Source organism: Bradyrhizobium sp. USDA 4341, from assembly GCF_054063755.1.
The window spans coordinates 7,195,226-7,214,989 of sequence record NZ_JBSSGO010000002.1 but is presented as its reverse complement, the minus strand read 5'-3'; the positions used below and the strand labels follow the sequence as shown (position 1 = coordinate 7,214,989).

Sequence of the window (19,764 nt, the reverse complement as noted above, 5' to 3'; positions counted from 1 at the left end):
GCTGGGTCCCTAGCCTGATCAGCACCGGGCACTGCCCGGCCGGCAGTACAGCCCTCGCCCTTTGCCGGGATCGGACGTGGAGGCCATAGTGCCGAGACCGGCCCGCACTCTCGAATCATCTAGTGCGTCGCGCCCGCGATCTTTGGCAGCCCTGCGCCATATGCACGGCGCTTCTCAAGCGTGCGGCTCCAGATAAGCGCAACCTCCAGCGTGCCCAGCAGCCGCGCGATAGCCGAGATCGGATCGAGCTTGATACCTCCAGGTGAAATGGGCAGCGCGAATGGCAGCACTTCATTAATGCCGACATCATGCAGAAGCGCGCCCCGAAGCGATAGCAAAATCCGATGGGCGACATTCGACACCCAAGCTGAAGGCGCCATTGGTCCGTGCAAGCGGCCGCGACAGTCGGTAATGGCCTCCGCCAATTTGCCGAAGCGCGCCTCTGCACTATTTACGATAGTGGCAGCCCCTCCCCCAATGCGCACGGATGGCGTGAAGGCGCGTTGCTCAAGCATCGCGCATGCTTGAACAATCCGATCAAACCACGGAAACAGTGCGCCCATTCATCTTGCGCCGCGGCAGCCTCGCTGCATGCGCCCGTGCTCGGAGATTCTCATCGAACGACGATTCGGTTCTGTAGCGCGCGCCTACATGCGGGAGCTTTCGCAGCATGTGCGGTGTTCTCATTCGATTTGAAGCCCCTATGTCAACGCCGGTGGCGCCACACCCCTGGCCAACCGCGAGGCCGAGCAGCGGCGACGGTAGCCCGTCTTGAGGTGCCACGTTGTCACTGAAATCGGCAACAGACGGAAGGACTTCAAGGGTCATAAGATTGCTTCTTCTTGGAAGACCTCTGCGAGCTCTTGTACGCACAAGCAGATGTCCGCCTTCTGCTGAACTGTGCGGTCGCATCACCTGGAGACAAATGCCCCGCGAACGGACATGCTTTGCCGCTAGCGAAAATGCAGCGCTTCCATCTCAGAATTTGCAGGCAATCGGGTTCTAGATCTTCGATTTGCCAGACATCCATTGCGTGAATGCCTACGATCGAAACTATCGATTTTACCAATCTCACGCAGTGTCGCATCAATCTTATCAGTCAGCGCATACCGATCACGCTAGGCTTCTAGGTCGAGAAGTGCCCACACTACGCTCAGCCGACCAAAGATGCGTATTATGCCGCCACGTCATGTTCGGGCTTGCGACCGCGGTGCGAGCATTTGGATCGAGCCAATGGCGAGTTTATCCGCGAACACTTGATTGGCCGCAGATCGGGCTTCTGGTGCATATCTTGCTTAGCAAAAAAAGATAACGTAACTGGACGCCTGCCTTTGGGATGACGCGCCGCCTCGCGGATCGTCTTCAATCGGACACGGCTAAAACAACGAGCCTCGCATGATGCTGTCGCCTCTCAACGACGCGGCGGCTTGCATTCGAGTATATTCGGGAAGGAAGCGTCATGACCACCATGGCAACCGCGGCACCCGCGCGCGCGTCGCAGACTTGGTATAAGATCCTCTACATCCAGGTGTTGATCGCCATCGTAGTTGGTGCCTTGGTCGGTTGGCTGTGGCCATCTGTCGCGACCAACGATTGGGTCAAGGCGCTCGGTGACGGATTCATCAAACTCATCAAGATGGTGATCGCACCGATCATCTTCTGCACCGTCGCATCGGGCATCGCGCACATTCAGGATGCAAAGAAAGTCGGTCGCGTCGGCGTCAAGGCATTGGTCTACTTCGAGATCGTCTCCAGCTTTGCGCTGCTGTTGGGCCTTATTATGGGTAATCTGGTCCAAATCGGTCATGGCCTTGCAGTCAAGCCGGACGCTGCAGCGGTCGCCAATTACGTCAAGCAAGCCGAAGCCTCCAAGAGCGTCGATTTCATCCTCAACATCATTCCCGATACCGTGGTTGGCGCGTTCGCTCGCGGCGATGTTTTGCAGGTGCTCCTGTTCGCGATCCTGTTCGGTTTTTCTCTGATGGCGCTGGGAGCACGCGGGGAGCGGCTGCGCGGCATGATTGACGACGCCGCGCACGCGGTGTTCGGCGTAATCGCCATCATCATGAAAGCAGCTCCGATCGGGGCCTTCGGCGCCATGGCCTTCACGATTGGCAAGTTCGGGCCGGCGGCGCTCGGCAATCTGATCGGTCTGATCGCGCTATTTTACGTAACGGCTGGGCTTTTTGTGGTGGTGGTGCTCGGTGTTATCGCGCGCATCGTCGGCTTTTCGATTTTCAAGTTCATTGTCTATATCAAGGACGAGCTTTTGATCGTGCTCGGCACTTCCTCCTCGGAAAGCGCGCTGCCGCAATTGATGGAGAAACTTGAGCGGCTCGGCTGCTCCAAGCCCGTGGTCGGCCTGGTGGTCCCAACTGGGTACTCCTTCAACCTTGATGGCACCAACATTTATATGACGCTTGCTACATTGTTCATTGCCCAAGCGCTCGGAGTCGATCTCACCTTTGGCCAACAGCTCACGATCTTGCTCGTGGCAATGCTGACCTCCAAGGGGGCAAGCGGCGTCACCGGCGCGGGCTTCATCACGCTCGCCGCAACATTGTCGGTCGTCAACCCGGCGCTGGTACCGGGTATGGCAATCGTGTTCTCGATCGACAAGTTCATGAGCGAGGTACGCGCCCTTACCAACATCACTGGCAATGGCATTGCAGCCGTGTTCGTATCCTGGTGGGAAGGCGAGCTAGAGCACGCGACGCTGGACGCTCGGCTCAACCGGCCCACCACTGTCGACACAAGGAGGTAGGCCCCGGATCGTGGTCGCCGTCATTGCAAGACGCGTCGAATCCAAGCGCAACCGCATTCACGATTCTTCGTAGTTCAAGGTCGGCACAGCGCTTGAGCTGCGAATCGGAGCTTTCTCCCACGGCATCCCCAGAACGCAGCTCTTGCTCCGCGTCGCGCCCCGGCAGTAGCCTGTGAAGGTTACCGCACGCGAGAAAGGAGCTGCAATTTTAGAAAGTCATTTCAAGCGTGGTCTTTCAAGGTCAAGGCTCTTGGCCAGCCGAGCGCCTGTGCAACATTGCCGAGCCAGACAGTAAGACTGCGAAAGAACGTATCCAGCGTGACGGACCAAGGTGTTGGCCTGCCCACAAATGCCCATGTGCGTGGTCAACACACTTGCCTCGCCCGGCCGACGAGGCGGTAGCGTCTTCCGTGCAACTCAGTACTACCGTGCGTATCAGATCGCGATGGATGTGATCAGCGTGGACTAGATTGGCACCTTGACTGAGACGAGGCAGCTCGCAGAAGCAAGTGTCGGCTCGGCGTCATATACGCGCTCTCGATTCCGGCTGACGTCTCGTCGGCACCGAGCCTGGGCGGACATGGCCGCGAGGCATAGATAGCAGTTGCATAACTTCGCCTTGCTATCTCGGCGCATTACATTGCGCTCCCTTCCGCATGATCGATCGCGAGATGCGTGGTCCCGCAGCTTGCACCTTGCCTTTCCGGGTTCGACGAGGGGCCTGCTTTTTCGGCCGCGACGTCCTGGCTGAACTGAAGTCCTTGTCCTCGTCGTGGGTGCCACTGGGTCGCGGCGGCGGTCCTCGGCCGCAGGCTCGAATGCCTGCCCCGAGGTCACCGGCGGCGGAGGAAAGCAGACAACCCAGCCTCGATTGTACAGAGGTCAGCGCGGAATATTGAAAGGTTTAGGACAACTATACGTACGTTTGTAATGCGTCTTCCTTCGGCGCGTGCTGAGTTCAATGGAAGGCATTCAATCCCGGACCCGCTCACGAACGTCTGTCGGCAGCGAAAGGATTGCCCCATTTTTGCCTAAAATGTTATAGCTCTCCCGCCGGAGAAAAGGCCGGACGGTATGAAAATACGTAGCCAGATCAGCAGTTTCAAAGTTTCAGCTCCTCAGTTTACCTTCGGCAGCATAACGTTGGCCGTGGTAACGCTGGCTTGCTTGTACCTTCACGCGCAATTCGCTGCGACGGCGTTCGCCTATTTGTTAGTCGTATTGCTGTTTTCGTTGATGGGCAGCCTCATCGCGTCATCCGCGCTTTGTGTCGTGGCCATCGTAGCTCTGGCTTACTACTTTGCGCCGCCAGCGTTCAGTCTGCGGATCGATGACCCACAAGATCTTCCGGTGGTCGTTGCGTTCTTCATTGTCTCGATCATCGGAACGCACCTGATCGGAAAAGTCCGCCAGGAAAGCCAAGCCGCGCGTGAGGCCGCAGCCAAACTCCGGATCAGCGCGGCCGATTTGGAGGACCGCGAGAAACGCTGGCAAGCAATCTTTGAACACAATCCGGCCATGTACGTCATGGTCGACGAAGCCGGTACCGTCCTCAATACCAATACGTTCGGCGCGGCACAGCTCGGCTATGCGCGTTCCGAACTGATCGGCCATTCCATCCTGGGAGTCTTTTTGGAGGAGGATCGCGAGTTAGCTCGCGAATGCATTCGCGCCTGCCTTGAAGATATCGGTCAATCGCGGACCTGGGAGGCCCGGAAAGTCAGGAACGATGGCTCGGTACTGTGGGTACGTGAAAATGCCAAAGCCATGCTCTGGGCTGATGACCGGCCCATTGTTCTGATATCCTGCGAAGATATCACGGCACGGAAGCGGACCGAGTCTGCCCTGCAGCGGAGCGAAGCACATTTGGCCCAGGCGCAGGAGCTGAGCAATACGGGCAGCTTCGGCTGGAACGTCGTCACCGGCGAGGTCTTCTGGTCAAAGGAGACGTTTCGAATATTTGAGTTGGACCCGCAGACCGTTCCGTCGCCGCACCTCGTCGTCGAGCGCACCCATCCAGATGATAGGGCTTCGGTTCAAGAGGTCATTGATCGGGCGATGCGAGATCCGAAGGATTTCGAACATGAATACCGGCTGCTGCTGCCGGACGGCTCGGTGAAGCACATCCATGCGCGGGCACGAGCCACGAGAACAGCCAGCGGTGATATTGAGTTTGTCGGAGCAGCGACGAATGTTACCGCGGAGCGGCAAGCAGAGCAGAAGCTGCGCCGCAGTGAGGCCTATCTCGCCGAAGCCCAGCATCTCAGTCACACGGGCAGTTGGTCCTGGGACGTTCATGGGCTCGATTTTGTGTATCGCTCCACCGAGGTTGATCGTCTGTTTGAGTTCGATCCGCAAGAGACTGTATCAATAGAGACCATTCGCTCGCGCATCCATCCAGACGATCTCCCCGGGCTCCAGGAGGTGCAGCGCCAGGCTATCGAGCTCAAGGAAGATCGCTTCGAGTATGATTTTCGAATCCTTCTGAAAGACGGCGGGATGAGGCGCATACACTCCGTTGCGCATATCGTGGTCGGCAACGATGGTTGCGTGAGCGAACTGATCGGAACGCATATGGATGTGACCGAGCAATACGCCGCCAGAGAGCGCTTGGAAAAAACACTGGCTGCGCTGCGCGAAAGCGAGCAACGCTTTCGCGATTACGCTGAGACGGCTTCCGATTGGCTCTGGGAGACTGGGCCGGATCACCAGGTTACGCGCTTGTCCGAGCACACCAGCGCTGCGGGAATCTTAGCGACAGGATTGATGGGTCTGCTCCGCTGGGACATTGCGTGCGATGTGGAAGAGGAACCTGAGAAGTGGCGGCAGCACCGGGCCACACTGGAGGCGCATCTGCCGTTCCGGGATCTGGTCTACCGTACTGTCAACCGGACCGGATCTCCGATCTACGTTCGGACGAGCGGCAAGCCCTTTTTTGATGCGAACGGCAAGTTCCTTGGCTACCGCGGCGTCAGCACCGACATCACTGCTATTATTCGCGCAGATCAAGCCGAACAACAGTTGCGGAAGGCACAGGCGGAACTTGCGCATGTGACACGTGTGACGACGTTAGGAGAGCTGACAACCTCCATTGCCCATGAAATCAACCAACCACTCGCTGCTATTATCAACAACGCCGATGCGTGCCTCGGTTGGATGGGCCGCGAAACTCCTGATCTTTGCGCGGCGCGCTCTTCGGTTGAGTGGATCATCGATGACGCAATACGGGCAAGCGAAGTGATCCGTCGCGCACGCGCTCTTGCGAAGAAGGGCGAGATCGAGATGGTGCCGCTCGATATCAATGAGGTCGTTGGGGACGTCATTGCGCTGGTGACACGAGAGCTGGTGAGCCACCAGGTGGCGTTAAAAACCGAGCTGACGGCAGCGCTGCCTATGATTCTCGGTGACCGGATTCAGCTGCAACAAGTGATGATCAATCTGGTGATGAACGGGATCGAAGCCATGGACGCAGTCACGGACCGGACGCGTGAGTTGCTGATTCAGTCATCTATGGACGATATGGGGCATGTGCAGGTGGCCGTGACAGATTGGGGCGTCGGGATCGCCGAGAATGATACTGACCGCGTGCTAGATCCTTTCTTCACCACGAAGTCCAGCGGCCTTGGAATGGGTCTTTCGATCTGCCGGTCGATCGTTGAAGCTCACGGAGGACGGCTGTCAGTGGTGCGCAAGCAGCCGCCGGGCGCGACCTTCCAGTTTGCCCTGCCGTTGCATGAGGAGGTCGTCTCGTGACGCGACGCTCGCCAACCAGCAAACCCGAGGCCTCGACAACGGCGACCGTCTTCGTCGTCGAGGACGACATCTCCATGCGTCGGTCGCTCATCAACCTTTTTCGATCGGTAGGCTTGGACGTCGCTGCATTTGGATCGGCCCGCGAAATGCTGCAGAGCGCACTTCCGGATGTTGTTAGCTGTCTGGTTCTTGATGTCCGGCTCCCAGGCTTGAGCGGCCTGGAGTTCCAAACTGAGCTGGCGAAGTTGAACATACATATTCCGATCATTTTCATTACCGGCCATGGCGACATTCCCATGACCGTCAGGGCGATGAAAGGAGGCGCGGTCGATTTTCTTACCAAACCGTTTCGCGATCAGGAATTGCTTGACGCGGTGATCGCTGCGACCGAGCGCGACCGCAAAAGACGGGAGGCCCAGCAAACCGTCGCGAAGCTGCAGTCCCTATTTGAGACCCTAAGCCCGCGCGAACAAGCGGTGATGAAGCTGGTCGCTGCCGGCCTGATGAACAAGCAGGTAGCCGCTGAGCTTGGGCTCGCCGAGATTACGGTCAAGATCTACCGGGGACACGTAATGAGAAAGATGCGTGCCCGCTCGCTGGCCGATCTGATCAGAACGGCTGAGACTCTAGGGATCGGCGCCAAATCGTCCTGAACAAACCTAAGTATGATTTTACAATTTCGTCACTCGAGCCCACTTTTCGCCCAGGGTCGCTAATGCCTCGGCAACCGTTATTCCCGCGCCAGGAGGGATTGTCTTGTCCACGCCTTTGATTTCTGTCGTTGACGACGACGCATCTGTCCGTGCGTCGACGGAGAACCTATTGAAATCGCGCGGCTACATCGTTCAAACATTTACATCGGCGGAGGATTTTTTGACATCGCCGCGGTTGAACGAGACCTCTTGCGTAATTACGGACGTGCAGATGCCGGTTATGAGCGGCTTGGACCTGCTGGCGGAAATGCGGACTCGCGGTTACGGGGTGCCGTTCATTTTCATTACTGCCTTCCCGAACGACCGCGTGCGCGCCTCAGCCTTGAGCGCAGGAGCGATTGGCTTCTTGGCCAAGCCCTTCGCCGGACATGCACTGATCGAGCACCTCGATGCCGCACTGAAGGAAAACCGCAACGGAGGACGCACTTGAAACGAACAGCCGGCGGCGAGTCATTTCAGCCCTGAATGTTGAGATCCGGTCGCGAGCTCGGCGCGATCTTATTGAAGCGGGCTCTCCGAAATCAGGTGGCACCAGCGGCAGTCGAGGTCGTATTGCCTTCTTGGCCCGTGAGCTGTCCACCAGGCATCAGGCCGCTCAGAACGACGTTGCCACCAAGAGTCGGTATACTTGGCACCTCTAGACGCCGCTCGTCTCTGCTTTTTGGCACTTCAGGTGACCTTGCGCAGAAGTTATTCGACAAGCTCAAGCGCTTCTTCGCTCAGATTCGTAGCAGCTAAATGCGATTGCGACATACCGCCTGGCGCAACAAAAGAGCTTCGTTCAACTCAGAAGCTCTCTGTGGGGCCATCGTGAGAAATCATGCGTGTTTTGGGTGACATTGATTGGCGCGCGAAAGCTCTGCGCGAGCTCCTTCGGCTACGGCGCCAGTCGGCATATTTTTGCCCTGCTTGTCTATGGTGCCTGGCATCGCTCCGCGCTTTTCTTCAGACCACCCCTTATGGTGGCCTCTTCGACCCTCCCCAACTCCTGCCCATGTTAGATGGTGTACAAGCACAGCCAAGCCGCCCAGATACTCATGCGAAACGCCCGGCAGCCTAACGGCGGCCAGGCGGATCTTGGTCTGATCCGACGCAGCCCATCACCGGATGCGAGCCATTCCATTGCGCATCGGATCGGCTGCTCAGTAGGCACTAAACCCGGCGACGCGGCTGCACTCTCGACGGACTCGAAGCCAGCAGGCTCTCTACGGGCTGCGGCCGCAATAGGCCGCTTACTAACGCAAGATTTTCCGAAGAGCGGCGCTAAATAGTCTAGATGACGATCTTATGTAAGATCCTCTCGCCACATGAAATCGTCCTCGTAGTCGTACGTTGACGAGCTTACTGCATTCTCGTCATCGCTACCGTCACTGTCGTCAGCTTTTGAAAGGTACCGGCCAGTGGTGCCTTTCCGCTGCCATTCACCATCACTGTTCCTTATCCAATTGGCCGACTTTTCTGGGTCGAGAACCATGTTGTCTTCATCAACCTCGACGAACCCCATCTTTGCCGCACGGGCTCTTGCTTCTGGATTAGCCGGACGCAAATTGAGCAATGGCCTTTCGCCGTCCATTCGGAGCTGGTGCTCAAGCAAGATATCGCCGGCGTTCTCGACAAGCGGATGAACGACTTGAAGGTCCACAGTTGATGTAGTCCCAGTTCGCCCAGGAAATAGCTGCTGCCATCTCTTGACGTCGAACTCCGTCATGCTGTCGCCGCCCTCCATTCTTAGAAGTCCGACACTCTTGTTCCCCAACTGGTAGCTGAAGTATCGCGCGTCGTCGGAATCTCGGGTTGTTCCATAGTCTTCGGCAACTTCTGCAGTTCGCCTTGCTCTAGCGGACACGAAGTCGGAGCACTCTTGCGGGTTATCGGCGAGGTACTTGACTTCGTCGCCATGATAGGGCTTCGCGGCTTCCCGGAATGATCTGCGATCTTTGAATTCTATCACAGGAGGAGTTGAAACCAGCGAATACGGTCTTGTTGCTGATGATGAGCTGCCGCTTGACCCAGATTCGCCCAACAGCATGTTGGTGAACGCATCCGCAAAGCTGTTTGCATCCGCTTGCTCGTCAGCTTCGGCAAAGGGCGGTGATTGGTAGTAGTACGAGCCGTTGATGCGATTATACATGGCGATTGGTGCTCCCGTCGGGCATAGATTTCTGCACTTGGTCAAAGGCCTGTTAGGCCGTGTGGAGCTGATAGGCAGCCTGGCTTACGAAAACCTGGCGTGGATCCCGCTAATCGTACTTCACTCTGGCTTGTCACCGTGCTTGCTTCCAAACGAGCACGGCGTACGCTCAAGCCATTGGCGCTCAGTAGGTTTGATGAGGCCGCGAGCAAGTCCCAGAATGCCTCTTCACGAACAATTGGATCGTTCGATGTTGGCCTGCTGACTCCAAGCGGATCGTTGGCTTTCCAAACTCCCACCGCACCGCCTCATATCCTGTTCTTCGTTTCGATGGTTCAGTGCAGGTCGTAAGCGGGTCGTCTTAAATAGATTGACGATGTCCAGGCTTTGACCGGCGATATCGCCTATCTAACTGCGGCTCGTGGAAGCGCGCCCTTTGTCAGCGTCAGCGCTCATTTATCCAAATCCGCATTTCGCCTTCGCCGCGGTTAGCCCAGCTGAACCACGGAATGAATGTCAACCGCTGCGGTTCTAGCTGTCCAGGCACCCTGTCGTAGTGATAAAGTGCCGTTTCTTCGGATTGCGTGTGTTGCAGTCGCACTCCGTCAGCCTGCAGCAAAATCTTGCCCTTGAAGAGACCAGTTCCGTCGACAAGCGAAAACTGGCTGTCTGCATGAAGCCAAACGTTGTGTAACTCGGTCCCGTTGTCGACTTCCTCAAGGCAATAAACTAACGGGCCACGCTCTATGGCCACCTTGCCGGCCAAATTGCGAACTTGCGGATGGCCGTAGACGCGACGCACTTGCATCGGCAGCAATAGTTTGACGCGATCTCCCTGCCTCCATGTCCGGTGGATGTGCAAATAGCCATTTCGCGGCTCGCAATTGATACGTTCTCCGTTCAGGCTCGCCGCCGGCGCGCTGCACCATTGTGGTAGGCGCAGAGCGAGCGTGTGAGAAATTGGCAGTGCGGATTCGACGGCGATCTCCACCTCGTCTTTCCAGGGATAGTTGCCGTTCATGAGCAGTCGCAGCTTAGCCCCGCCGACCGACATTTCCACCCTATTGCCGACGTAGAGATTTACATAGAGCGCATCGGCGCGGAGCGTATAGATATAATGACCAATCGATGCGAAAAGCCGTGCGATGTTCGGTGGACAGCATGCGCAGCCAAACCAGGGCCTTCGCACCGGCGAGACATGATTATAAATGCCATTGGACCTCAGCGTTTTGGGATGCATTTCGAGCGGGTTAACATAGAAATAATGACGACCGTCGAACGCGATACTGCCGAGAACGGTATTGTAGAGCGCGCGCTCCATCACGTCGGCATATTGACCATCCAGCTCCATCTCCAGCATACGACGCGCGAACATCATTAGGCCAATGGACGCGCAACTTTCCGCGTACGCCGTATCGTTCGGCAGATCGTAATCGCAGCTAAACGCTTCGCCCGCGCTTTGCGAGCCGATGGCTCCGGTGATATAGATCTGGCGCCGCACCATGTTTTGCCACAGCCGTAGGCAAGTCTGACGTTGCTGATCGTTCTGACGCAGACGCGCAAGATGCGCTACCCCAGTCATGAGGTATACAAAGCGAACCGCATGGCCGGTGGCAGTCCGCTGCTTGGAAAGTGGCAAATGCGCTTGGCTATATGCTTTGTTTTTTAACATCCAGGGCAGGCCGCCTGATTCGGTGGCACAGGATTGCCGGCGCTTCTCGTACTCAATGTCGTAAAAATGTGGCTCCGAGCCGCGTTGCTCCACGAAAAAATTGGCTAGCGTGAGATATCGCTGCTCATGCGTCACTTCGTAGAGGCGCGCCAACGCAAGTTCAATTTCCGGGTGGCCATCGTAGCCATGTAGCTGATCGCGTTCCGGGCCGAAAACCGTGTCGACGTGGTCAGCAAGTCTGCAACCAACCTCGAGCAATCGCCGTTTGCCAGTCGCCTGAAAGAAAGCGACACCCGCTTCAATCAAATGGCCGGCGCAGTAAAGCTCGTGGCACTCCGCTAGGTTGCTCCAGCGCTCCCGAGGCGCGTTCAGTATGAAATAGGTGTTAAGATAGCCATCGCTACATTGGGCGGTCGCAATCAATTCAATCAGCTCGTCGGCAGCCTTCTCCAACTCTGGATTGGGTGCCTGGCATAGTGACCAAGCAACCGCCTCTAGCCATTTTGCGACGTCACTGTCCTGAAAAACCGTTCCATGGAACTCGCCTCTCGCATCTCCTGCGGCGATGCGGAAGTTCTCCACCGCGTGGCTCGGTATCGCCTCGGGATTGCGATCGTTCAGCACCTCCCATTGGTAGGGAATTGCCACTTCCCTTACCAACTGCTGACATTTCCCAATCAGCGGATCCAAGACGTGTAGGTTGTGAAGATCGATTTCGGCCACATTCCGCTCACTCATTTCGTTCCTCCCTGGTGGGTCGGAAGGGCGCCTAGCAAGGCAAGCCAACTCACCATGATTGCGTTGCAGGGGTTGCGGCCGGCTGCACAGTCCTATTCCGGAAGCGAGCGTTGCAGTGACAGAAATGGAGAGGGTTCTCCTGCGGCGTCGTACGACCAGACATGTGCGGGCAGCGGCTTGTTCGAGGAGCGGGCCAGCAATTCCCATGCCGAGAATGAGGGCTGTTCTTCTGGTCGATCCGATCTGCGGCTCAGCGATAAGCGCCCGTTGGTCCGCCCAACCAACCGGATTTACCAGTCGAGCTAAATCCCGCATCGCCGCAGCGCTGGGTCGATCCTGGTATACGAACCGATCGGCTGTCCCCGGGCAGATAATCGCCCACGACCCTCGCCCGCCGCAGATACAGCCGGAACGCCGCTCCTTTCGTCGCGACCAGCCGCCCGCACCTGATCCGAGGCCTTCAATACGCTGCGCGGGAATGTCCGGTTTCGAACAATCCTTTGATGACGCGTAGCGGGTGGGCGGACCGCAGGGCGCGTGAAACCCAAGTCGGATCGAATGGGCCGCAGCTACGCAGGATTCAACGGAGACACTGGGACGTTAATCCTAGGCAATCCCGACGGGTCGAAGCGCATGCTCAGTGAGCGTCACGAGAGGATCACCGGTTCCCGGGCTTGACATGCGCGGAGTGCTCTGGATGGCGCGGTCGGGATGATTGACGCCGCTGGCGCGCGATGATGGGTTGATCCCGGTTCGGAGCGGGCAACGGGGATCAGAATGACCAGCGAGTCGCAGCTGCGCGAGAAGCTTCGGAAGATCGAGGCGTTGTTCGTGGGTGCCGGAATTGCTGGTGAGCGCCTTGCAGCGGAAGCCGCACTGCAGCGGGTGCGAAGGGGCGCGATTTTGCGGCCTGGATTGGTCTCACGCCTAAGCAGAATTCTTCCGGAGGCAAGGATAGGCTCGGCAAGATCTCCAGGATGGGCCGGCGAGATCTGCGACGCCTCCTTGTGCTTGGTGCGACCGCCGTTGTGCGATGGGCAAGACGCTATGGACCGCCAGCAGGATCCTGGCTGGCAAGAATGCTCTCGAAGAAGCCTCCAAAGCTAATCGCGGTCGCTCTAGCGAACAAAATGGCGCGTATCGCCTGGGCCTTGATGGTCCGCGGTGGCGCTTACCAGGCTCCAGCGTCTGGCGTTGCTTAACGCAAGGCCAGAAGCGGAGAGACGTCGGGAATGTGGTAAGGTCTAACGGAGGGTTATGGGCAATCGGTCAGGGACTGGGATTGGAAGAATCAACAGGTCGATGAGTGCCAGCGAGCACGCGTAGCCGAATTGGATCCAATCCACGCATTCCATAAGGGCCCGCGACGTGTCGAGGTCGCATTACGAGGCCGGACACACGTCAGCACCCGACCACATGCCTGTTCCGAAGTTATATTTTGCTTGCATTCACTGGGGCGTCCACACACGTCGACCTGCAGGATGCCGCGGTACTCCCCGAACAGCCGCTTGGCGCGGATCGCCTTGCGATCCTCGGCGAACACGTAGATCACCGCCGGCGGCGCCGGGCCGCCCCATGGGCGGTCATCGGTGGCGATCGCCCAGAACTGGCAGACTTTGGTTCTGCCACGGCCGGGATCGAGGACTGGCAGCGGCGTCTCGTCGGCAAACAGCCGCGGGTAGGACATCACCGCGTGGTGCAACAGCGCGTGAAGCGGCTTCAGCCACGAGGCGAGGCGGCCCATCCACGAGGCCAGTGTTTGCCGGTCGAGCGTGACGCCTTGGGCGGCAAACATCTGTTCCTGGCGATACAGCGGCAGCTGGTAGCCATATTTCGTCACCGCGACGTGGGCCAGCAAGGCTTCCGTCACCATTCCACCGTCAATCGCCTGGGTCGCGGGTGCCTGTACCACATACTGGCGGCAGCCCCGGCAGCCGTACCGCGGACGCACGATGCGCTTGATCCGGTACTGCATCGGAATGACGTCGAAGGCTTCCTTGGCGGTCTCCCCGATCTTGTGCAGCTGCTCGCCGCAGCAGGGGCAGCTGTGGCTCTCGATATCGATCACGACATCGATGCGCGGCAAATGCTCCGGAAGCTTCCCGCGGTTGCGTCGCGCCGGTCGCTTTTCCACGGCCCTCCGCTCCGTCAGGCAGCCCGCCTCCGATCACATCGTCGTTGGCGGCGGCACGAGCCGCCTGTGCGCTGATGGTGAAGAGAGACAGCTGTCCGATATCGAGTGTCTCGGAGCGCGCACCGAAGATCGCGCGCTTGTACTGGGACAGGATCATCAGGAGCTTGTCGTTCTCCTGGATCGCAGCGTCGCGGTGAGCGATCGCTGCATCACGCTCGGTTGCCAGCGTGCTGCATTCCTCCGACAACGCTGCAAGCCGTGACGATAGCCCCATCACGGTTTGTCGGAGCATTGCTGGATCGGAAGGCAAACCACTCATGCAGAGTAATTCTACAACAACTCCGCATGAGTGACGAACGCCTCTTGATAATGATCAACCACGTCGTACCGGCTGATCCACAGGTCGCATCGGCACACGCTTGCAGTCCGAGCCATCGCCGACCTTCCCGCTTCGCGTCTGCACGAATTGCTGCCCTGGGAATGGAAGCTCCCGCGCCAAGCCGACGAGCCCACCGATCAGCAAGCTGCCTAACCTTCACGCAGCGATATCATAACGCTACCCGGGTTCGATCCTAGGTCTTGATCGTAAGCCGCAGATGTCGGTTGGTCTGCGCTCCTAGTCCACCTCGTTCATGGATTGGTGGAGATCTCACGTCACATAAAGTCTCCATCCGAGTCGGACTCTGACGATGATTCAGTATCGCTGGCGTATTTGGAGAGATACGTCGAATGCTGGGTATCACGCTGCCATTCACCATCCCTGTAGCTCCAGGGTCCGGACCGGGTTGGGTCAAGTACCATATCGTCTCGGTCCACATGGACGAAGCCCATTTGTTCTGCACGGGTTCTCGCATCGTCATTCGCAGGACGCCAGTTCACCAGAGGCCGTTCGCCGTCTTGCCGAAGTTGATGCTCGAGCAGAATATCGCCGGCATTCGAAACGAGCGGATGAGCAACCTGGAAATCCACGATGGACGTGACGTCAGTTCGACCGGGAAACTGTTCTCGCCAGCCTTGGCTGTTGAAGTCAGTCATAGGAAATCCGCCTTCCGTTCTTTGGAGACCGACGCTCCTATTTCCGAGTTGGTAGCTGTAATATCGGGCGGCGTCCGAATCTCTTCGGATGCCAAAATCCCTAGCGACGTCCGCCGTGCGCCTAGCCCTTTCGGATACAAATTGTGAGTATTCCTGTGGATTGTTGGCGATATGATCGATTTCTTCGCCATGAAAAGTCCTCACCTCTCGCCGGAATCTCTCTTGGTTGATCTCGATAATAGGAGGTCTTGGATTGTTGTAATAACTTGGACCCGAGGATGAGCTGGCGTCGGAATCCTGCAATCGCATTCTAGAGAATGCGTCCGCGAAGTCGTCGGCATTCCCGTGCTCCGGGGAGCTTGCCCGATTATATTCATCATCGGATGGAACATCCGACCAATTGTTAATTCGACCGTACATGACGACCACACTCCTATGGATGTTGCATTGTGTTCAGGTCGTTAGACCTGACTCCGCTGATAAGCAGCTTAGCTGTCCGTAAGCTGACGCGGGCAAATAAAGGGAGGACTAAATTCGGTGAAACGACAGGGCGAGGCGCGCAGTCCGGCGCCGCGCTCGCCGGGGCGTCTTCATAAGTGCGTCCGTGAAGAAGTGTCCAAGCCGTTGAGTGAGAGTCGGTTTTTGGCCCCGCTGCGATACGAGACTGCAAGCTTTTCACGGCGGAAGGCCGGAAAGCCTGCAGAATAGCCAGCCGTGATTCCTTCGTAGCGGAGGCGCGCGATGCGCCCGAAGAAGCCGGAAACGACGGGGGAAGGCGACCTGTTTCGCGCCAGGTTCGATCGGATCATCCACCTGAAGCACGAGCAAGGGTTTACTCGTTGCTTTCTTGAGGCGTTTCCGTGATCAGGATCTTTTCGATGCGGTGCGGCTTGGCATGGAACGCGACCAAACTCAGTGGCTCTGCGTTGCCATTCAGGGCGGGTGAAGCCTGACCACGGGCCGATCTTGAGTAGTCGATTAATTGTAATTGCGAAGTTCGGTGTCATACATCCTGGTGCGCGTTAGACTCAGAGCAGGGGCCGAATGCGTCAATGCTTATTCGTTCCTGTGCCTTGCCAGAAAGAAAGTGGAGACATCGGCAGACATTATAACGACGAGCGGCCCCTGAGGGGTCGGCAGTCACCTCCGATTTTTTCTGCACTATCACCTCGCCGCAATCAGCCCGCAACGTGATGACGCTGTTCATAAACAGGAAGGGGCCGCGGCTGTTCGGCTCAACAAGGAGCCGCTAAGCGATGGCGCCCGCAAGTTCGTTGGTATCCGTCCGGTGAAGCTTTCAATTACCCACATCTTCGGATTGAACCGATAGCGATGCCGAAGGCGACATCTTGGAATTTGGTCAGACCACGCCAGACGACGATGTTTCCTGGGGGATGGTCGCGTGTGCGAGCGAGATAACCGCCGAGCATGGCGATCTGCAAAAGGTAAGTTTCGAGCGTTCGGCGAACGATGCGCGGTCTGGAACGCGCCGCATCGATGCGGTCGAGTGTTTCTATCTCGGCAGGGGTGAGGACAGTCTCAGGTCTCGCATCCGGTTGAGCGCGCGCGGACATGGTGATCCAAAAGATGCGCCAGCTGACGACAGTGATGAGGGCGAGCAGCTTCACCAGCCGCTCGGCAGTCTGCAATCTCGCATCCTCGGCGCGGCAACCAGATTTCATGATCTTGTGGAAGACCTCGACCTTCCAGCGCAAGGCGTACCAGTCGAGCTTTTCGACAGCGGCTGCGAGATCGTCGATGGGCAGATTGGTCACAAGCTTCCAGTCGATCGGATCGCGATCCGAAGGTGGGTCAACCTCCATGGCATGAATGTAGACGAGGGTTTGCGGCGCGTAGCGCTTTTGCTTGCCGACAGGCGGCAATGTCTTCACCGAGGCGAACTTGATCTGCAAGCAAGCAGTTTCGCCATCTTCACCGCCAATCGCGACCTGGTGGCGACCAGACCAAGGGACCGCGGCGAGTTGGGCGAAGACACGATGGGCCGCATCCGTCGGCGCGGCTTCCGGTGGTGGCTCGGCCAGCCGATTGGTCTGAACGCGCACAAGAAACCGCGTACCGAGATCCTGCGCCAGGCAAAAGAGTTCGTAGATATCGCTTTCCCGGTCGCCCACGTGCACGCAACGCTCGGGCGAGCCCATAAGCGCGATGGACTGGCGCAGATTCTCGAGCCAGCGATAGCTTTCCTTGGTCTCGATCGGCACGCGCGTTTGGTTCACGAGCCGCCTGAGCGCGGCCGTTCCTTTGAATTTGCTGCGGGTCCAGAACTTCACCGCCGACAGGCCGAGCGGAGTCCCGCTGGTGGTGGCGACCAGACTCGAATGCATCAACACACCGCACAAGTGTGGGTGGTGGGTTGTCCGGCCTTATAGCGCCCAGCGTTGATGGTCTTCGTGTACCCGATCTTGCCGGGCGACTCGCGACTGTAGATGAACTCGGTCGTGTCCTGAAGGATCAGGACAGGCCCTTCGCTGGCTTTGAAACGCGCTGCAGTCGCAGCGAAATGTCCCACCATCACGCCGTGTTCGGTGACGCGCGGATTATCGAAAAATCGATAGGCCGCCTTCGTCGCAGCCCAATCGCCACAGGCCGCTGGAACAGGCTTACCCGGTGCGGCGGAAAGCTGCTCCAGGAACCGCCGTAAACGACGTTGCAAACGCTTATCCGGAAGACTCGCTGCAGCCGACTCGGCATCTTGCCAGCCGGCCGCGCCGGGCTCCGATCCAACATTCATCCATGACGCCCCAGTGATTCGGCGTCATGGACAGAATCACGCCCGATTCACATTGGGCAAGCCCGCCAGAAGATGTGGGTAATTGAAAGCCGGTGAAGACCGGTGAAGGGCGCCTTGCCGAATGAGGCGCGTTGTTGAGAACTGTCCTTATGGACAGTGATAGGCGCAGTGCCCAAGTCGAGCGGCTTGAGGTGGTGGACACGGGCCGGCGGCGGCGCTGGTCCGAGGACGAGAAGCTCAAGATCGTCCTGGAGAGCTTACAGGCGTCGCGCCAGGTCGCGGCGACAGCGCGGCGGTATGGCGTTTCGCGCTCATTGCTGCTGCGATGGCGACGGTCGTTTCGACCTGAGCCCAAGGATGCCGCCGATCAACCTGGCTTCGTACCGGCGATGGTGGTCGCGGAGCCGACGCCTTGTCCAGTCGCGCCGGCCAGCAGCGGCGGGGCGATCGAGATCGAGTTTGCGAGCGGAACTCGGATGCGGATCACGGGTGCGGTCGACGCGGCGACGCTGAAAGCCGCCGTGGCGGCGCTGGCAGATGGGCGCCTACGGTGATCCCCATTGCGTCGGGCTTGCGGGTGTGGATTGCGACCGGTCACACCGATATGCGTCGCGGCGTGAACTCATTGGGCTTGCTGGTGCAGGAAGCCCTCAAGCGAGACCCGCACTTATGTGTCGGACGAGATTATGTGGCGGAGGCGCCCGAACGCCAGCCAGGGCCGGCCACCCAGGGCTTCTCCGCCACATAATAATCAGATGTTGGCCAGCAGTTGCAGGATGGTGTTGTTCGGCCGGAAGCGCGCGCTGCGGTTGCCTGAGACGCCCGCCTTCTCGAGTCCCCGGCGCATCATCTCGACATCCGCAGCGGCGTATCGGTGGGTTGTGGCGACCTGAGCATGGCCAAGCCAGGCCTGGATCGTCAGGAGGTCCACGCCTGACCGGAGAAGCTTCATGGCGAGGGAATGCCGGAAGATGTGCGGCGATATCGGCTTGCCCTCCAAGCTTGGCGTCGTGGACCCGGACTGGGAGGCGGCACGCCGCACGATGTGTGTCGCGCCGAAACGCGTCAGGCGCTCGCTGTGGACCCCGACGAAGATCGGCCGCGGTTGTGTGTCCAGGTAAAGCTGGCATGTTCAGCAGGAGATAGTCCTGCCGGGGTAGAAGTCAGAGCCCCGTAGTTTGAATAGCAGAGGAGATGGAAACAGAACTTCTGAAGCCTATCGACAAGGTCTCCTAGAGGGGGATCCACGAGTCATCGGGCTGTAACAACAGTGAACGCGTTGTGGCCTCGAAATGATCAAATCCGAGGGCCGAGCCCGCAGCCGCGGGGCGAAGGCAGCGTGAACAGCCGAACACTGACCGATACGGCTGTTTATCTCGGCGGGGTAGAAGCGACGGCACGGTGACAAGGACATGCTGAGCAACTGGAGAAACCCTCCTCGTCCCGGCGAGAAATCGACGGAGAAAGGTAGGCCGTATAACTGGCGACACCGGGAAATCGGCCGAAGGCGAGAGGTTGGCGGCTGGGTTCGGAGTAGCGAGGAAGCGGAGTAATGTCCGTGGAGCAAAGGCGCCCTGCCATTTGTGACGTCTCCAACGTAAGGAAGGCAAGGACGAGATGACAAAGGCGTCCATCGATTTGCAGGACTTGAGGAGGAGGCTAAGGGCAGCAGTGCTTGAACGTCTGCGCGCCGTTGGTGCCACAGCCTGAGCCTGGTCACCGCGAACCGGCCCGAAGATCGTGCGGTCGCAGAGGCTTGCCATTGTCAAGACCCGCGAGCTTGCGGGCCTTAGCGAAGTTGCTTTGCAGGCCGGTCGCCGACAGACGGCAGCCTCGCGAGCTGAGGAAGAAGGCCTCGCCTTTGGGCCTGGGAAACACGGTGTCGCGCTCACGGGCGTATCGATGAAGAGCTGCCTGGGTCGTTGGGTGAACAGGAATCAGGCGGTCTTACAGAACTTGGTTTTACCGACAAGGACGACCCCATTGGTCAGATCGACGTCGCCGCGATCAAGGCTGACCACTTCGCCCGATCGTAACCCCGTGCTGGCCAACAATCCGATTAGCGTCGCCAT

The 19,764-nt window shown here is 58.4% G+C and carries 17 protein-coding genes and 2 pseudogenes; 8 read left to right on the top strand and 11 right to left on the bottom strand.

Annotation, left to right across the window (positions count from 1 at the left end):
* Window positions 1-119: 119 nt before the first annotated feature.
* On the bottom strand, window positions 120-563 hold the full coding sequence (locus ACVIGB_RS40135; protein WP_456718516.1) for a hypothetical protein: 444 nt from the start codon (window positions 561-563) through the stop codon (window positions 120-122).
* 896 nt (window positions 564-1,459) lie between these two features.
* On the opposite strand from ACVIGB_RS40135, the gene dctA reads away from it, so the two are divergent.
* The 4 genes from dctA (at window position 1,460) to ACVIGB_RS40115 (ending at window position 7,660) form a co-directional block, all read left to right on the top strand.
* Window positions 1,460-2,764: a C4-dicarboxylate transporter DctA gene (dctA, locus tag ACVIGB_RS40130; RefSeq protein WP_456718517.1), complete on the top strand. Its 1,305-nt coding sequence runs from the start codon at window positions 1,460-1,462 to the stop codon at window positions 2,762-2,764.
* 1,074 nt (window positions 2,765-3,838) lie between these two features.
* Window positions 3,839-6,517, top strand: coding sequence for a PAS domain S-box protein (locus ACVIGB_RS40125; protein ID WP_456718518.1), 2,679 nt, complete (start codon window positions 3,839-3,841; stop codon window positions 6,515-6,517).
* A complete protein-coding gene (locus ACVIGB_RS40120; protein ID WP_456718519.1) occupies window positions 6,514-7,170 on the top strand; it encodes a response regulator transcription factor in 657 nt (218 codons plus the stop codon). The genes ACVIGB_RS40125 and ACVIGB_RS40120 overlap by 4 nt, the downstream gene beginning before the upstream one ends.
* A 103-nt stretch (window positions 7,171-7,273) precedes the next feature.
* A complete protein-coding gene (locus ACVIGB_RS40115) occupies window positions 7,274-7,660 on the top strand; it encodes a response regulator transcription factor (RefSeq protein WP_456718520.1) in 387 nt (128 codons plus the stop codon).
* A gap of 855 nt (window positions 7,661-8,515) precedes the next feature.
* Here the strand turns inward: ACVIGB_RS40115 and ACVIGB_RS40110 are convergent.
* Together ACVIGB_RS40110 and ACVIGB_RS40105 are read right to left on the bottom strand one after the other, a co-directional pair.
* The gene (locus ACVIGB_RS40110) at window positions 8,516-9,361 is read right to left on the bottom strand and encodes an Effector protein NopP (protein ID WP_456718521.1); all 846 of its coding nucleotides are present in this window, start codon (window positions 9,359-9,361) and stop codon (window positions 8,516-8,518) included.
* Window positions 9,362-9,806: 445 nt separating this feature from the next.
* Window positions 9,807-11,771: a glycoside hydrolase family 127 protein gene (locus ACVIGB_RS40105; RefSeq protein WP_456718522.1), complete on the bottom strand. Its 1,965-nt coding sequence runs from the start codon at window positions 11,769-11,771 to the stop codon at window positions 9,807-9,809.
* Between the two features lie 893 nt (window positions 11,772-12,664).
* Here ACVIGB_RS40105 and ACVIGB_RS40100 point away from each other — a divergent pair.
* Window positions 12,665-12,973: pseudogene (locus ACVIGB_RS40100) on the top strand (transposase); the annotation flags it as partial.
* Between the two features lie 89 nt (window positions 12,974-13,062).
* On the opposite strand, the gene tnpC reads toward ACVIGB_RS40100, so the two are convergent.
* The 3 genes and pseudogenes from tnpC to ACVIGB_RS40085 all read right to left on the bottom strand — a co-directional run bounded on the left by tnpC (window position 13,063) and on the right by ACVIGB_RS40085 (window position 15,360).
* Window positions 13,063-13,905 (bottom strand): IS66 family transposase, encoded by an 843-nt coding sequence (tnpC, locus tag ACVIGB_RS40095; RefSeq protein WP_456718523.1) that lies wholly within the window; start codon window positions 13,903-13,905, stop codon window positions 13,063-13,065.
* A gap of 100 nt (window positions 13,906-14,005) precedes the next feature.
* Window positions 14,006-14,062 (bottom strand): annotated as a pseudogene (locus ACVIGB_RS40090) (hypothetical protein); the annotation flags it as partial.
* 497 nt (window positions 14,063-14,559) lie between these two features.
* On the bottom strand, window positions 14,560-15,360 hold the full coding sequence (locus ACVIGB_RS40085) for an effector protein NopP (RefSeq protein ID WP_456718524.1): 801 nt from the start codon (window positions 15,358-15,360) through the stop codon (window positions 14,560-14,562).
* 321 nt (window positions 15,361-15,681) lie between these two features.
* Here ACVIGB_RS40085 and ACVIGB_RS40080 point away from each other — a divergent pair, with 321 nt between their 5' ends.
* Complete coding sequence (locus ACVIGB_RS40080; RefSeq protein WP_283805538.1) at window positions 15,682-15,804, top strand: hypothetical protein; 123 nt, start codon at window positions 15,682-15,684, stop codon at window positions 15,802-15,804.
* Window positions 15,805-16,241: 437 nt separating this feature from the next.
* On the opposite strand, the gene ACVIGB_RS40075 is transcribed toward ACVIGB_RS40080, so the two are convergent.
* Together ACVIGB_RS40075 and ACVIGB_RS40070 are read right to left on the bottom strand one after the other, a co-directional pair.
* The gene (locus tag ACVIGB_RS40075) at window positions 16,242-17,285 is read right to left on the bottom strand and encodes an IS4 family transposase (protein ID WP_456718525.1); all 1,044 of its coding nucleotides are present in this window, start codon (window positions 17,283-17,285) and stop codon (window positions 16,242-16,244) included.
* Window positions 17,285-17,692 carry an IS4/Tn5 family transposase DNA-binding protein gene (locus tag ACVIGB_RS40070; RefSeq protein WP_456718526.1) on the bottom strand — a complete coding sequence of 136 codons (408 nt, stop codon included), beginning with the start codon at window positions 17,690-17,692 and terminating at the stop codon, window positions 17,285-17,287. The genes ACVIGB_RS40075 and ACVIGB_RS40070 overlap by 1 nt, the downstream gene beginning before the upstream one ends.
* Window positions 17,693-17,841: 149 nt before the next feature.
* Here ACVIGB_RS40070 and tnpA point away from each other — a divergent pair, with 149 nt between their 5' ends.
* On the top strand, window positions 17,842-18,246 hold the full coding sequence (gene tnpA, locus ACVIGB_RS40065) for an IS66-like element accessory protein TnpA (protein WP_456718527.1): 405 nt from the start codon (window positions 17,842-17,844) through the stop codon (window positions 18,244-18,246).
* A complete protein-coding gene (gene tnpB / locus ACVIGB_RS40060) occupies window positions 18,243-18,440 on the top strand; it encodes an IS66 family insertion sequence element accessory protein TnpB (RefSeq protein WP_456749291.1) in 198 nt (65 codons plus the stop codon). The genes tnpA and tnpB overlap by 4 nt, the downstream gene beginning before the upstream one ends.
* Window positions 18,441-18,443: 3 nt before the next feature.
* Here tnpB and ACVIGB_RS40055 read toward each other — a convergent pair whose 3' ends face one another.
* The 3 genes from ACVIGB_RS40055 to ACVIGB_RS40045 form a co-directional block, all read right to left on the bottom strand.
* Window positions 18,444-18,734 carry a tyrosine-type recombinase/integrase gene (locus tag ACVIGB_RS40055; RefSeq protein ID WP_456718528.1) on the bottom strand — a complete coding sequence of 97 codons (291 nt, stop codon included), beginning with the start codon at window positions 18,732-18,734 and terminating at the stop codon, window positions 18,444-18,446.
* Between the two features lie 674 nt (window positions 18,735-19,408).
* Entirely contained in the window at window positions 19,409-19,570 is a 162-nt protein-coding gene (locus ACVIGB_RS40050; protein WP_456718529.1) for a hypothetical protein, read from the bottom strand.
* 59 nt (window positions 19,571-19,629) lie between these two features.
* The gene (locus tag ACVIGB_RS40045) at window positions 19,630-19,764 is read right to left on the bottom strand and encodes a tyrosine-type recombinase/integrase (protein WP_456718530.1); all 135 of its coding nucleotides are present in this window, start codon (window positions 19,762-19,764) and stop codon (window positions 19,630-19,632) included.